This window comes from Mycobacterium sp. (genome assembly GCF_032162105.1).
Classification (GTDB): Bacteria; Actinomycetota; Actinomycetes; order Mycobacteriales; family Mycobacteriaceae; genus Mycobacterium.
On the sequence record NZ_JAVRPS010000535.1, the window covers coordinates 1 to 13,162 of the forward strand.

General features: G+C 68.2%; 13 protein-coding genes and 1 pseudogene. 11 read left to right on the forward strand and 3 right to left on the reverse strand.

From position 1 onward, the window contains the following. Window positions 1-70 precede the first annotated feature (70 nt). Window positions 71-868, reverse strand: a complete 798-nt coding sequence (locus QOC69_RS27440) for an ABC transporter ATP-binding protein (protein ID WP_526445624.1) — start codon at window positions 866-868, stop codon at window positions 71-73. Between the two features lie 84 nt (window positions 869-952). Between QOC69_RS27440 and QOC69_RS27445 the strand changes: the two genes are divergently transcribed. After that, on the forward strand, window positions 953-1,867 hold the full coding sequence (locus QOC69_RS27445) for an LLM class F420-dependent oxidoreductase (RefSeq protein ID WP_526445626.1): 915 nt from the start codon (window positions 953-955) through the stop codon (window positions 1,865-1,867). On the opposite strand, the gene QOC69_RS27450 is transcribed toward QOC69_RS27445, so the two are convergent. Further along, complete coding sequence (locus tag QOC69_RS27450) at window positions 1,868-2,593, reverse strand: SDR family NAD(P)-dependent oxidoreductase (RefSeq protein ID WP_526445628.1); 726 nt, start codon at window positions 2,591-2,593, stop codon at window positions 1,868-1,870. It abuts the gene before it with no gap. 18 nt (window positions 2,594-2,611) lie between these two features. Further along, window positions 2,612-3,532 carry a sugar-binding transcriptional regulator gene (locus QOC69_RS27455; protein WP_526445630.1) on the reverse strand — a complete coding sequence of 307 codons (921 nt, stop codon included), beginning with the start codon at window positions 3,530-3,532 and terminating at the stop codon, window positions 2,612-2,614. A 129-nt stretch (window positions 3,533-3,661) separates the two neighbouring features. Here QOC69_RS27455 and QOC69_RS27460 point away from each other — a divergent pair, with 129 nt between their 5' ends. The 10 genes and pseudogenes from QOC69_RS27460 to QOC69_RS27505 form a co-directional block, all read left to right on the forward strand. Then, on the forward strand, window positions 3,662-4,300 hold the full coding sequence (locus QOC69_RS27460; protein ID WP_526445632.1) for an SIS domain-containing protein: 639 nt from the start codon (window positions 3,662-3,664) through the stop codon (window positions 4,298-4,300). Continuing rightward, entirely contained in the window at window positions 4,297-5,778 is a 1,482-nt protein-coding gene (locus QOC69_RS27465) for an FGGY family carbohydrate kinase (RefSeq protein WP_526445634.1), read from the forward strand. Before QOC69_RS27460 ends, QOC69_RS27465 begins: the two co-directional genes overlap by 4 nt. Then, a complete protein-coding gene (locus QOC69_RS27470; RefSeq protein ID WP_526445636.1) occupies window positions 5,775-6,431 on the forward strand; it encodes a ribulose phosphate epimerase in 657 nt (218 codons plus the stop codon). The genes QOC69_RS27465 and QOC69_RS27470 overlap by 4 nt, the downstream gene beginning before the upstream one ends. Window positions 6,432-6,433: 2 nt before the next feature. Next, window positions 6,434-7,453: an NAD(P)-dependent alcohol dehydrogenase gene (locus tag QOC69_RS27475; RefSeq protein WP_526445649.1), complete on the forward strand. Its 1,020-nt coding sequence runs from the start codon at window positions 6,434-6,436 to the stop codon at window positions 7,451-7,453. Beyond that, entirely contained in the window at window positions 7,450-8,217 is a 768-nt protein-coding gene (locus tag QOC69_RS27480; protein ID WP_526445638.1) for an SDR family NAD(P)-dependent oxidoreductase, read from the forward strand. The genes QOC69_RS27475 and QOC69_RS27480 overlap by 4 nt, the downstream gene beginning before the upstream one ends. After that, complete coding sequence (locus QOC69_RS27485) at window positions 8,211-9,275, forward strand: zinc-dependent alcohol dehydrogenase (protein WP_526445640.1); 1,065 nt, start codon at window positions 8,211-8,213, stop codon at window positions 9,273-9,275. Before QOC69_RS27480 ends, QOC69_RS27485 begins: the two co-directional genes overlap by 7 nt. Further along, window positions 9,272-10,867 carry a sugar ABC transporter ATP-binding protein gene (locus tag QOC69_RS27490; RefSeq protein ID WP_526445643.1) on the forward strand — a complete coding sequence of 532 codons (1,596 nt, stop codon included), beginning with the start codon at window positions 9,272-9,274 and terminating at the stop codon, window positions 10,865-10,867. Before QOC69_RS27485 ends, QOC69_RS27490 begins: the two co-directional genes overlap by 4 nt. After that, window positions 10,864-11,901, forward strand: coding sequence for an ABC transporter permease (locus tag QOC69_RS27495; RefSeq protein ID WP_526445645.1), 1,038 nt, complete (start codon window positions 10,864-10,866; stop codon window positions 11,899-11,901). The genes QOC69_RS27490 and QOC69_RS27495 overlap by 4 nt, the downstream gene beginning before the upstream one ends. Before the next feature lie 56 nt (window positions 11,902-11,957). Then, the gene (locus QOC69_RS27500; protein ID WP_526445647.1) at window positions 11,958-13,007 is read left to right on the forward strand and encodes a substrate-binding domain-containing protein; all 1,050 of its coding nucleotides are present in this window, start codon (window positions 11,958-11,960) and stop codon (window positions 13,005-13,007) included. A gap of 23 nt (window positions 13,008-13,030) precedes the next feature. Beyond that, a pseudogene (locus tag QOC69_RS27505) lies at window positions 13,031-13,162 on the forward strand (xylitol/threitol ABC transporter substrate-binding protein); the annotation flags it as partial.

A 13,162-nucleotide genomic window follows, 5' to 3' on the forward strand; every position in this document is an offset into this window, starting at 1 on the left:
GCCAGCAGCCACCACACCAGGAGCACGCCGACGATTCCGACGGCGCCACCGAGCCACGTCGGACGAGCCGTCACGCGATTCCTCTTGCGCCGCCGGACCCGCCGAACAGCAGCTCGGTGAGGTAGTCGTGGATCCGGTGGAACTCGGGCGTGCGCAAGATGTCGGGGGTGCGCGGACGCGGCAGGTCGATCGGCACCATTTCGATCACCCGGCCGGGTCGCGGGCTCATCACGGCGACGACGTCGGACAGGAACACCGCCTCGGCGATGCCGTGGGTGACCATCAGCGTCGTCGCGGGCTTCTCGGTCCAGATCCGCAGGAGTTCGAGGTTGAGGCGCTGGCGGGTCATGTCGTCGAGCGCGCCGAACGGCTCGTCGAGCAGCAGTACCGTCGGCTTGACGACCAGCGCGCGCGCGATCGACACACGCTGTTTCATGCCTCCGGACAGCTGCGCGGGCTTGGCCTTCTCGAAGCCCTCGAGCCCGACCAGCTCGACCAGGTCGGCCATCAGGCCGGGATCGGCGGCGATGCCCGCCACCTGCAGCGGCAGCTTGATGTTGGAGATGACACTGCGCCACGGCAGCAGCGCCGAGTCCTGGAAGGCGATGCCAAGCTCGTGATGTTTGCGCAGTTCGGCCGGTGACTCCCCGTTGATCAGCGCAGTTCCGCTGGTGGGCTGGTCGAGGCCGGCCAGAATGCGCAGGACCGTCGATTTGCCGCATCCCGATGGCCCCAGCAGTGCCACGAAGCTGTCCTTCGACGTGTGCAGATCGACCGATTGCAGCGCCTCGACCGAACGACGCCCCATCTTGAAGGTCTTGGTCAGTGTGGTGATGTCGATACCGCTCGCGGGGGGAGCACTGGTCATGGTCGGCACAGTATGAGCCCGGCGGGAAAGGCGCACCCCGAGTCGAGGGGAATGCGTTCGCCGCGTCGGTCGGTTGTCCCGGGTATGCCCACAGGAGTAGTGCTCAATCGGTCCGAGTCGGCCGCCAACGCCGTCGACGACGTCATCGACCAGGCGCGCGAGGCCTTCGCCCTAGGGGTCCGTCAGGTCTGGCTGGCCCAGCAGTTCGATCACGATGCGATCGCCCTCGCGGGGCTGATCGGCGCCGTGGTGCCGGGCCTTGGCGTCGGCACGTTCGTCGTTCCGGTCAACCCGCGGCACCCGCTGACGCTCGCGTCGCAGGCGCAAACCGCACAGGCGGCCTCGCACGGGAACTTCAGCCTCGGGCTTGGGCTCGGCGCACACGCACCAGAAGCGCAGGCGTTCGGCACGGCGTGGCCCAATACCATCGAACGGCTCCGCGAACACCTCCAGGTGCTCCGATCGATCATCGACACCGGCGCGGTTGACTTCCACGGCACGGAGTTCACCGCGGCCCCCGAGTGGCCCGTCGCACTGCCGGGCGGCACGCCGCTTCCGGTGTACGTCGCGGCCATGGGGCCCAAGGCCTTACGGGTGACGGGCGAGTTGGCCGACGGCACGTTGCCCTATCTCGCCGGGCCGCGCACCATCGCGGAGTTCATCCTGCCGACCATCGCCGAGGCCGCCGCCGATGCGGGCCGCCCGAAACCGCGCATCATCGCGGCCGTGCCCGTACTGGTGACCGACGACGTCGACGCGGGTCGCGCCGCCGCCGCGGAGGTCCTCGGCTTCTACACGACGATCCCGTCGTATCAGAAGGTCATCGCACGGGAGGGTGTCGACTCCGTGGCGGAGCTGGCAGCCGTGGGCGCGGCCGACGCGGTGCGCGCGCAGCTGCAGCGCTACCGCGACGCGGGTGCGACGGACCTCGTGTTGAGCCCGCTGCGTGGCGTGGCCGCGGATCGGCAGCAGCTCTGGGAAGTTGCCGCATCGATCTGACTATTTGATGGTGTAGCCGCCGTCGATGACGAGGTCGGCGCCGTTGACCATGCCTGCGGCATCGGAGGCGAGATATACCGCGGCAGCAGCGATCTCGTCGGGGTAGGCGAACCGGCCCGATGGGATGAGCTTCTTGAGTGCGTCACCACGCGGCCCGTCCCACGCCTGGTGGCCGAGCTCGGTCAGCACCACCGTCGGAGAGATGGTGTTGACCCGGACACCCCGGCCTGCCCATTCGGCGGCAAGGACTTTGGAGACACCGACCACCCCGAACTTCGACGCGCAATACGCCACGTGGGCGTCGAGTGCGACGGTGGCGGCCTGCGACGCCATGTTGATGATGACGCCGCGACCGGCGGCCAGCATCCGGGTGCCGACGGCCTGGCACATCAGGAACGTGCCCTTGAGATTGACGTCGATGGTGGCGTCCCAGTCGGTGAGCGACAACTCCTCGGCAGGGCCGAGCCGGACGATGCCCGCGCTGTTGACCAGGATGTCGATGCGGCCGTACGCATCGATCGCCGCGTCGACCGTGCGGCGCACCGAATCGGGATCTGCGACGTTGCAACGGAAGTCGCTGGTGTCGGCTAGATCGGCGATGGCGACCGTCGCACCCTTGGCGGCGAAGGCCGCAGCGATTGCGGCCCCGATTCCGGACGCCCCACCCGTGACGAGGGCGACCCTGTCATCCAGGCGGAAGTCGAAATCTACTGTGGGCTCAGACATTTGCGCACCAATCTGGATTCAGGCCAGGACCGCGGCCGCGATCTCGGCGTCGGTGACTATGGACGAGACGAGTCCCGAGCGCAGCACCGCCTGCGTGGCGGCGATCTTCTGCGGGCCTGCGGCCACTGCGATCACCGTCGGGATCGCCCGCAGCGTCGTCTCTTCGACGCCCATCCGGCGCTCGTCCAGGCCCGGCATCCGGACACCGTCGGCGTCCAACAGCAGCGCGCAGGTTTCGGCACACACGCCCGCGCGCTCCAGCTCGTGTGCCTCGTCCGTGGTCAGGGACTCATAGACCTGGGAAGCGCCGGGGCTCCACGCGCCGATCGACACGATCGCACAGGTGACCTTGGCATGCCGCGCAACGGTTTCCTGGATCTGATGATTGCCGGCCAGGCTCGCCGCGGTACGCGCGTCCGCCACCACCAGCGGTGCGTACAGCGGCCACGACTTGCCGCCGCTGACCTCACTGATCCGCCGAACCAGATCGGCCCCGTTCGAGGTGAGCGCGCCGGCCATGCCGGTCAGCTGGACGACGTCGCTGCGCGGCAGGGAGGTCAGGTGGTTGGCCACCTTGGTCAGAGTGCGTCCGCAGTCGACCCCAACGACGTCCTCCTCGCGGAGGATGGATTGCAACAACTCCGCGGTCGCCTTGGCGACGGCGTCGGCGCGTTCGTCGGGGGTGTGGTCGTCGGTCACCACGACGTAGGCGTGCTCGAGTCCGAACCGCCGCTGCAGTTCGGTGGACAACTCCAGGTCGGTCGAGCCGGGGTTGCGGATCGTAATCTCGACCATCCCGGAGGACAGCGCTTCATCGAGTTCGCGCGCGACCTTGAACCGGGAGATACCGAACTCCTCGGCGATCTGGATCCGGGTGCGGCCTTCGAGGTAATAGCGGCGCGCGATGACGGCGCGCTGGAACAGTTCGTCCGGACCCATCTCCCGCCCCCTCTCTTTGGAGTCTCGCCATTCTGGCACCCCCCGCTCATATGTGCAGGCGTGTTGACACATGAGCATAGGGGTTGCATGATCTGGATCACAAAATCATGTGAGTAGTGGAGACATCAGATGAGCATGGACGACCCGGAGTTGGCCGATCTGGCCAGCGCCGTGCTGTCCAGGGAAGCGAACGCGCTGGCCGCCCTGGTGACCAGCGTGGAGACCGGAGTGGTCCGCGTCGCCCGCCGGGTGCTGGCGACGCCGGGCAAGGTCGTCACCACCGGTTCGGGTACGTCGGGGATCATGGCCGAGCGTCTCGCCCACCTGCTGTCCGTGTGCGGAACGCCCGCGGTCTACCTGCCGTCGATGGACGCGTTGCACGGTGGAATGGGTGCCGTCACCGCGTCGGACCTGGTGCTCGGCGTCTCGAAGACCGGCTTCTCGGGTGAGCTGACCAGCCTGGTCGAGCGCCTCGTCCGGCGCGGCGTCGAGGTCGTCGCGCTGACCGAGAACCCCGGCTCGCCGTTCGCGCTGGCCGCCACCGAGGTGGTCGCCCTGCCTCCGACGCCGCCCGACGCCGACCCCGGCGACATGATCGCGATGGCCAGCACCCTCGCGGTCGGGGCATGGGGCGACGCGCTGGCCGTGGTTTCCATGGCGCTTCGCGGTCACACCATGCAGGACGTCGTCGACAGTCACCCCGCAGGCGGTGTCGGAGCCCGTGGTCGGCAGCCCGGCGATGAAACGGCGCCGGTGGTCCGACGATGAACGCCGTGCTCGGCGTCGATTCATCGACTCAATCGTGCAAGGTCGAGGTGCGCGACATCGACACCGGGCGACTGTTGGGCACCGGCGCGGCACCGCACCCGCCGGCCTACCCACCCCGCAGCGAGCAGCACCCGAAAGACTGGGTGGCGGCGTTCGTCGCGGCGACCCGCACCGCGCTCGCCTGCTGCGAGCGGCGCGTCACCGTCCGGTCGATCTCGGTGGCCGCGCAATGCCACGGACTCGTACTGCTCGACGCAGCCGGCCAGCCGCTGCGCGCCGCCAAGCTGTGGAACGACACCACCGGTGCGCCCAACCTGGCCCGGCTGACCGACCGAATCGGTCCGCGCCGCTGGGTGCTTCGGATCGGGTCACTGCCGACGGCCGCCTTCACGATCGCCAAGATCGCCTGGGTCGCCGAACACGAACCCGGCCTGCTGGACCGCGTGGCCACGATCCTGTTGCCCCACGACTACCTGACCTACTGGCTGACCGGCGCCAGGGTGACCGACCGCTCCGACGCATCGGGGACCGGCTACTTCGATGCCACTGCCCACCAATGGATTACCGAATACCTGCACCTGGCCGCGGGCGCGGGGGACTGGGCGTCGAAACTGCCGACCGTCCTCGGCCCGACCGACGCCGCGGGGACGGTGCGCGCCGCCGCGGCCGACGAGCTCGGGCTGCCGCCAGGGGTCCTGGTGGGTCCCGGCGGCGGCGACCAGCACGCCGGCTACCTCGGGCTCGGCCTGATCGACGGCGACCAGTACTTCGGCATCGGCACCTCCGGCGTGGTGGCGACCTCGTCGCGCATTCCGGTCTTCGATCCCAGCGGTCTGGTCGACGGGGTGTCCGACCTGACCGGCGGCTACCTGCCTCTCGTCAGCACCCTCAACGCGGCGAGGGTGAGCGACGTGGCCGCCCGCCTGCTCGGCACCGATCTGGACGGGCTGACCGAATTGGCCCTTGACGCAGGCGATACTCAGGGACCGGTGCTGGTGCCCTTCCTCGACGGCGAGCGCAAGCCCGACCGCCCCGACGCCCGCGGCACCTTCGTCGACGTCACCTCGCACACCACCCGGGCAGAGCTGGCCAGGTCCTTCGTCGAAGGGCCGTTGCTGTCGCTGCTGAGCGGGCGAGACTGCCTGCGCGCCTGCGGTGTCGAACTCAGCGCGAGGATCACCGCGGCGGGTGGGGGCGCGCGCTCGCGGGCGACGCGACAACTATTGGCGGATCTGTCCGGCGAGGAGGTCGTCACTCTGGATGCCGAGGAGGCGACCGCCCGCGGTGCCTGCATTCAGGCCGCCGCAATCGCCGCCGGTGCGGACACCGGTGGCCTGGTCGACCTCGCCAAGCGCTGGCAGCCTGCGGTGCGCGACGCCGCGGTGCCGCGGAATACCGGTCGCGACGTGGCCGCACTGCGGGCGCGGTGGGCGGCGGTGGCCGAATCATCGCTGATCGACGGCGGGCCCGGCTCGTGACCGCGACGCCGCACCTCGCTCCGTGGCACGAGCGATTCCCTGGCCGGCTCGCCGGCTCAGTCTACGCCGCGCCGCATGGATCGAGAATCATTGCCGCCCAAGTGCTCTCGGCCGCAGGTCTGGACGTGCACGTCGACGTGATGGCCGAAGCGGAGGGCCTGCCCGCTGGAGTGAGCATGGCCGAGTTGGCCGACATCGTGGCCGCTGTCGGCCCGTCCAGGGTCGAGGTGCACCTGATCGGTTCACCCGAATTCGTCGACACCAAGCTGCTCCGCATCCTGCAGGTGCGTCCCGCCAAGGTGTTTGTGCCCTGGGACGCGTTCACCGAGCGGCGGGCCGACGCCCTTCGGGCCGCCGGCAGCTCGGCGTGGATCTCGCTGTGGACGGAGTGGGACGGGACCGTGGCACCGCATTGGCGGGCCACCCCTGACGGCGCACTGGTCATGCTCATCGAGCCCGGCACCCGCAACCATTGCCGGGTCGACCGGCTGGGCATCGTCACCGCCTTCGCCTCCGAGAACCCTGGAATGCCGGTGATGGTGGACGGCGGGATCACCGAAGACATTGCGCCGCTATGCGTTACGGCAGGCGTCGAATCAATGGTCGTGGGGCGCGCATTGCTGCCAGCCCCCGCAAATGGAGAGGAAGAGTGACCATGGCCAAAACCATGCGGGCCAGCGTGATGACCGGCGTCGGAACCCTGCAGATCGAGGAGCGGCCGGTCCCGTCACCCGGCCCGCACGAAGTCCTGATCGAGGTCGCCGCCGTCGGCGTGTGCGGCTCCGACGTGCACTACTACCGGAACGGGCGGATCGGCGACTTCATCGTCGAGGAGCCGATGATCCTCGGCCACGAACTGTCGGGACGCATTGCCGCAGTCGGTGACGGCGTCGACGCCGGCCGGGTGGGGCAACGTGTCGCGGTCGAGCCGCAGCACCCCTGCCGCAGGTGCAGGCAGTGCACCGCGGGCCGCTACAACATGTGCCCGGAGATGAAGTTCTACGCCACCCCGCCGGTCGACGGCGCGTTCTGTCGCTACGTCACCATCGGTGCCGAAATGGCCCATCCGGTACCGGATTCCGTGTCGGACGACGCGGCGGCGCTGCTCGAACCGCTTTCGGTGGCGATCGCCACGATGCGCAAGGCAGAGATCGCCCCCGGCTCCACCATCCTCATCGCGGGCGCAGGGCCCATCGGCGTGATCTGCGCCCAGGCCGCCCGCGCCTTCGGCGCCGCCAGGATCGTGGTGTCCGATCCTGTGCCGTCGCGTCGGGAGCGGGTACTGCGCTTCGGCGCCACCGAAGTGCTCGACCCCGCCGTCGATGACATCGCAGCGCTCGATCCGCAGGTCGACGCCTTCATCGACGCCAGCGGCGCGGCGCCAGCCGTGGTCAGCGGAATCATGGCCGTCGGTCCAGCGGGCCGGGTGGTACTCGTCGGCATGGGTACCGGGGACTACGCGCTGCCGATCAGCTACATCCAATTCATGGAGATCACCGTCACCGGGGTATTCCGCTATACGGATACCTGGCCCGCGGCAATACATCTGGTGAGTTCGGGCGCAGTCGATCTGGACTCGCTGGTGACCGGCCGCTACGACCTCGAACACGTGGCCGACGCCCTCGACAGCGACACCGAGCCGACCAGCCTCAAGTCGATCGTGATGCCGTCATGACGGGGCGCTCACCGTTCGACCTGACCGGACGCACCGCCCTGGTGACCGGCGGAAACCAGGGTCTGGGCCGGGCGTTCGCATTCGGCCTCGCCGAGGCGGGCGCGCAGGTCGCGATCGCCGGACGGAGTGCCGAGCGCAACGAGGCGGTGGTCACCGAAGCGGCCGCCGAGGGGCACCGGTTCCACCCGATCACCGTCGACATCACCCGCGCCGCCGACGTCGACCGGATGACGGGCGAGGCAATCGAGGCCATCGGTCACATCGACATCCTGGTGAACAATGCGGGCACCTGTTATCACGGCGAGTCCTGGGTGGTGACCGAGGATCAGTGGGACGCGGTGTTCGACCTCAACGTCAAGGCGCTGTGGTCGTGCTCGCTCGCCGTCGGTGCGCACATGCGGGAGCGGGGCAGCGGTTCGGTCGTCAACATCGGATCGATCTCCGGGCTCATCGTCAACCGGCCGCAGATGCAGCCCGCGTACAACGCTTCCAAGGCCGCGGTGCACCATCTCACCAAATCGCTTGCCGCCGAATGGGCTCCGCTCGGCATTCGGGTCAATGCGCTGGCGCCGGGATATGTGAAGACGGAGATGGCGCCGGTCGACCGGCCGGAGTTCAAACGGCACTGGATCGACGACACCCCACAGTTGCGGTACGCCCTCCCCGAGGAGATCGCGCCGAGCGTGGTGTTCCTGGCGAGTGACGCCGCCTCGTTCATCACGGGATCGGTGCTCGTCGCTGACGGGGGCTACACGACATGGTGACCGGCGCTGCCGTGAACCGGCGCGTCGTGGTGCACGGGCTCGACGACGTGGTCGTCGAGACCGAGCCGGAGCCGGTGCCGATCGCGGGCGAGGCGCGGGTCCGCACCACCCTCGTCGGGATCTGCGGTTCCGACTTGCACGCCGCCTGCGGCCGCCATCCGTTCATCGAGCTGCCCTACCGGCCCGGCCACGAGGCGGTCGGCGTGGTCGACTCGGTCGGGCCCGGTGTCGACGAGTCCTGGGTTGGCAGCCGGGTGGCGATCGAACCGAACCTGGCCTGCGGGCACTGCACGCAGTGCCGCTCCGGCCGGTACAACATCTGTCGAGAGCTGCTGGTGTTCGGCTGCCAGACCCCCGGTGCGCTGGCCGACTCGTTCACCATCGCTGTGAACAGGATGGTCAGGCTTCCACTGGATCTCGATGACCGGCACGCCATCCTGATCGAGCCGCTGGCCACCCCGGTGCACACGATCCGGCGCGCCGTGCAGGCGGTCGGCGATCTGCGGGACCGGCCCGTCGTGGTGATCGGCGCCGGACCCATCGGGTTGTTCGTGCTGCTCGCGGCATGTCACGCCGGCGCACGGGTCGTCGTCGCCGACCTGCTGGAGTCCAAGCGGGCCAGGGCCGAACGTCTCGGTGCGGTAGGCACTTTCGACCCGGCAGCGCCGGACGCGATCACCGCCGCGCGCCGGCTCCTCGGCGGCCCTGCCGCGGTGGTGATCGACTGCGTAGCGCGGGAGAGCTCGGTGGCCCAAGCCGTCGACCTGGTCGACAAGGGCGGCGCGATCATGATCGTCGGAGTCGCCGAAGGCGCCACCCCGGTGCCGCTCGGCCTGATCCAGGACCGCGAGCTGTCCCTGATCGGCAACCTGATGTACGTGCGCGAGGACTTCACCGCGGCGCTCGACCTGCTGGCCTCCGGCATCGTGCCCGTCGACGAGATCATCAGCGCCGAGTTCGATTTCGAGCATTCCGCTGAGGCGTTCGCCGCATCGGCCGACGGAGAGAACGTGAAGGTGCTCGTCACCGTCGGAAACGACCCGGGGGGATCCCGATGAGCCAGGCGTTGCTCGAATGCACGGACATCCACAAGAGTTTCGGCGGCGTGCCGGTGCTCAAGGGCATCAGCCTGGACCTCCAGCCAGGGACGGTCACCGCGCTGGCAGGCGAGAACGGTGCGGGCAAGTCGACGTTGATGAAGATCGTCAGCGGCCAGTACAGCGCCGATCACGGCACGGTGTCGGTTCAGGGCAATCACCTCGCCGCCGGCAACACCCGCGACGCGGTCAAGCACGGCGTAGCCATCGTGCCCCAGGAGCTGGCGTCCATCGAGGACATGACGGTCTACGAAAACCTGTTCGTCGGACGGGAACTGCGTATCGGCCCATTCCTGAACCGGCGCGCGATGATCGGCGAGGCCACGGAGACCCTGGCCGTCTTCGACGTCGCGATCTCACCGACGGCCCGGATGGGCAGCCTGCCGGTCGGCATGCGGCAGATCGTCGAGATCGTCAAGGCCGCCCGAACCGGCGCCCAGGTGGTGATGCTCGACGAGCCCACCTCGGCGATCTCCGAGCGCGAGGTCGAAGGCCTGTACAAGATCGTGCGGCGTCTGCGTGACCACGGGGTGGCGATGGTGTACACCACCCACAAGATGGCTGAGATCCGGGCCATCGCCGACCGTGTGGTGGTGTTGCGCGACGGCGGGCTCATCCTGGACGAGCCCATCGACGGGGTGTCCGACGACGACATCGTCACCGCGATGATCGGCCGTGAGCTCGACACGTTGTTCCCGGAGCGTGGCGAGCCCAAGCCGGACGCGGTGCTGGAGGTCAGCGGCCTGCAGGTCGCGGGCGCCTCGGAGCCGGTGTCGTTCTCGGTGCGGGCGGGCGAGATCGTGGGGCTGGCCGGCCTGGTCGGCGCGGGTCGCACCGAACTGCTCGAGGCGATCTTCGGAGCCAGGCACTCCACGGCGGGCGAGATCGCGGTAAAGGGCAAGCGGGTCAAGCGCAACGCTCCGGCCGCCGCGATCACCGAGGGAATGGCGATGGTCCCCGAGGACCGCAAGCTCTCCGGCGTGGTGCTGTCGATGAGCGTGCTCGACAACGGCTCGCTGCCCAGGCTGTCGTCGTTCTCCGTCGCGGGCTGGCTGCGCGGCAAGTCGCGCACCAAGGCCGTGTCGGACGTGATGTCGTCCGTCCGTCTGCACAGCAGCGGGCTGAAGCAACTCGTCGGCACACTGTCGGGCGGCAACCAGCAGAAGGTCGTCCTGGCGCGCTGGCTGACCGGCAATGTCAACGTGTTGCTGCTCGACGAGCCGACCCGGGGCGTGGACGTCGGGGCGCGCAGCGAGATCTACCGCATCATCACCGATTTCGCGGCGGCCGGCATGGCCGTGGTGATGGCTTCCTCGGACATGCCCGAGATCGTCGGGCTGTCGCACCGGGCGTTCGTCATGCGGGGCGGCGCGCTGGTCGGAGAGCTGGACCGGAACGCCCTCGACCACCCCGCCGTGCAGGAATCCGTCTTCCGGATGGCGACCGCTCTCGACGGCCCGGCACCCGAACCCGTCACCACCGAGGCACCGACCTCGGCCGCATCCTCATCAACCGCCGAGCGCCCGCCAGAACCACCGGAGGCAGAATCGTGACAACTCAGCTCAGCAGCGACGACACCGTACCCGAGACCTCCAAGGCGGTCGTCGCCTCGCCGACCACCGGCGAACCGGTCCGGCTGTTCTCCAGGGAGTGGTTCGCCGGAGTGGCGTTGCGCTACTCGATGGTGATCGTGATGTTGCTGGTGATCATGTACTTCAGTTACCGCAGTGCACGATTCAGCACTCCGGAGAACCTGGTAACGATCCTCGTCGCCGCTGCTCCGTTCGCGCTGATCGCGCTGGGCCAGACCTTGGTGGTCCTCACCGGCGGCATCGACCTCTCGGTCGGAAGCGTGATCGCGGTATCGGCCATGGCGTCCGCGGCGACGGCCAAGGCCAACCCCGGTCAGGTCTGGCTGACCGTACTGGTCGCGATGGTGGTCGGCCTGGCAGTGGGTTGTGTCAACGGAATCCTGGTGTCGCGCATCAATGTTCCACCGTTCATCGCAACGCTTGGCACACTGACCGCGGGCTCCGGCCTGGCGTACGTGATCGGCGGGGGTGCGCCGATCAACGGACTGCCCGCCGAGTTCGGCTCGATCGCCAACACGAAGATCCTGGGACTGCAGATCCCGGTGCTGGTGATGATCATCGGCATCGTCGTTCTCGCGGTGGTGATGAAGCGGACCACCTACGGGATGCGGGTGTACGCCGTCGGGGGCAACCGCAACGCCGCGGAGATCGCAGGCATCAACGCCAAGAACGTCCTATTCAGTGTGTACGCCTTTTCCGGTCTGCTGGCGGGCATCTCGGGCGTGATGCTGGCGTCGCGGGTGATCTCGGGACCACCCAACCTGGGGCAGGGCTACGAGCTCGATGCCATCGCCGCGGTGGTCATCGGCGGCGCCAGCCTGATGGGCGGCCGCGGCACCATCTGGGGAACGGTGCTGGGTCTGTTCATGATTCAGACCCTCAACAACGGCCTGGACATCCTGGTGGTGCCGGCCTACTGGCAGGACGTGATCAAGGGTGTGCTCATCGTCGCGGCGGTCGCCGTCGACGTTTGGTCGAACCGAAGACGAACGTGACGCGCCGCACCTTCAGACGAAACCCCTTATCCGACAACAACAGAAAAGTAGGGACAATGAAGTTGACTACGAAGTTCCTGGCGATCGCCTCGGCGGCCGCGCTGGGGTTCGGCATGACGGCGTGTGGCGCCGGTGACACCGAGTCCAAGAGCGGTGCCACCCGGATCGGCGTGACGGTGTACGACATGAGCTCCTTCATCACCGCAGGCAAGGAGGGCATGGACGCCTACGCCAAGGCCAACAACATCGATCTGCTCTGGAACTCCGCCAACGGCGACGTCTCCACCCAGGCCAACCAAGTCGACTCGCTGATCAACCAGGGCGTCGACGCCATCATCATCGTGCCGATTCAAGCGGATTCGCTTGGCCCGCAGGTGCAGACCGCGAAGTCCAAGGGCATCCCACTGGTCGCCGTAAACGCCGCCCTGAACAACAAGGACGTGGCGGGCAACGTACAGCCCGACGACGTCGCCGCCGGCGCACAGGAGATGCAGATGATGGCCGACCGCCTCGGCGGCAAGGGCAACATCGTCATCCTGCAGGGTCCGCTTGGCCAGTCCGGTGAGATCGACCGCACGAAGGGCATCGAGCAGGTTCTGGCCAAGTACCCCGGCATCAAGGTGCTGGCCAAGGACACCGCGAACTGGAAGCGCGACGAAGCCGTCAACAAGGTGAAGAACTGGATCTCGGGCTTCGGACCCCAGATCGACGCCGTGGTGTCGGAGAACGACGACATGGGCCTCGGTGCTCTGCAGGCGCTCAAGGAGTCCGGCCGCACGGGCGTACCGATCGTCGGGATCGACGGCATCGAGGACGGCTTGAACGCGGTCAAGAGCGGCGAATTCATCGGCACCTCACTGCAGAACGGCACTGTCGAATTGTCCGCCGGCCTCGCCGTGACCAACGCCCTCGTCAAGAAGGAGAAGGTCAACACCGAGCCGGTCTACATCATGCCTGCGATCACCAAGGACAACGTCGACGTCGCCTACCAGCACGTCGTCAGCGACCGGCAGAAGTTCCTCGACGGCCTCAGTGAGCTCACCGCACAGAACCTCAAGACGGGGGACATTGCCTACGAGGGCATTCCGGGCCAGAAGCAGCCGTGAGCAAAAACAGAAGGGGTGCGCAGATGAGACTGACCACCAAGATCGCGGCCGTTGCCTCGGCCGCCGCGCTGGGGTTCGGGATGACGGCCTGTGGCGCGGGTGACACCGAGGCCAACAAGGGCACCACCCGGATCGGCGTGACGGTGTACGACATG

Bases quoted from the DNA above. Each gene is read 5' to 3' on its own strand.
- QOC69_RS27440 (WP_526445624.1), bottom strand. From the start codon at position 868: ATGACCAGTGCTCCCCCCGCGAGCGGTATCGACATCACCACACTGACC.
- QOC69_RS27445 (WP_526445626.1), top strand. From the start codon at position 953: ATGCCCACAGGAGTAGTGCTCAATCGGTCCGAGTCGGCCGCCAACGCC.
- QOC69_RS27450 (WP_526445628.1), bottom strand. From the start codon at position 2,593: ATGTCTGAGCCCACAGTAGATTTCGACTTCCGCCTGGATGACAGGGTC.
- QOC69_RS27455 (WP_526445630.1), bottom strand. From the start codon at position 3,532: ATGGGTCCGGACGAACTGTTCCAGCGCGCCGTCATCGCGCGCCGCTAT.
- QOC69_RS27460 (WP_526445632.1), top strand. From the start codon at position 3,662: ATGAGCATGGACGACCCGGAGTTGGCCGATCTGGCCAGCGCCGTGCTG.
- QOC69_RS27465 (WP_526445634.1), top strand. From the start codon at position 4,297: ATGAACGCCGTGCTCGGCGTCGATTCATCGACTCAATCGTGCAAGGTC.
- QOC69_RS27475 (WP_526445649.1), top strand. From the start codon at position 6,434: ATGGCCAAAACCATGCGGGCCAGCGTGATGACCGGCGTCGGAACCCTG.
- QOC69_RS27480 (WP_526445638.1), top strand. From the start codon at position 7,450: ATGACGGGGCGCTCACCGTTCGACCTGACCGGACGCACCGCCCTGGTG.
- QOC69_RS27485 (WP_526445640.1), top strand. From the start codon at position 8,211: ATGGTGACCGGCGCTGCCGTGAACCGGCGCGTCGTGGTGCACGGGCTC.
- QOC69_RS27490 (WP_526445643.1), top strand. From the start codon at position 9,272: ATGAGCCAGGCGTTGCTCGAATGCACGGACATCCACAAGAGTTTCGGC.
- QOC69_RS27500 (WP_526445647.1), top strand. From the start codon at position 11,958: ATGAAGTTGACTACGAAGTTCCTGGCGATCGCCTCGGCGGCCGCGCTG.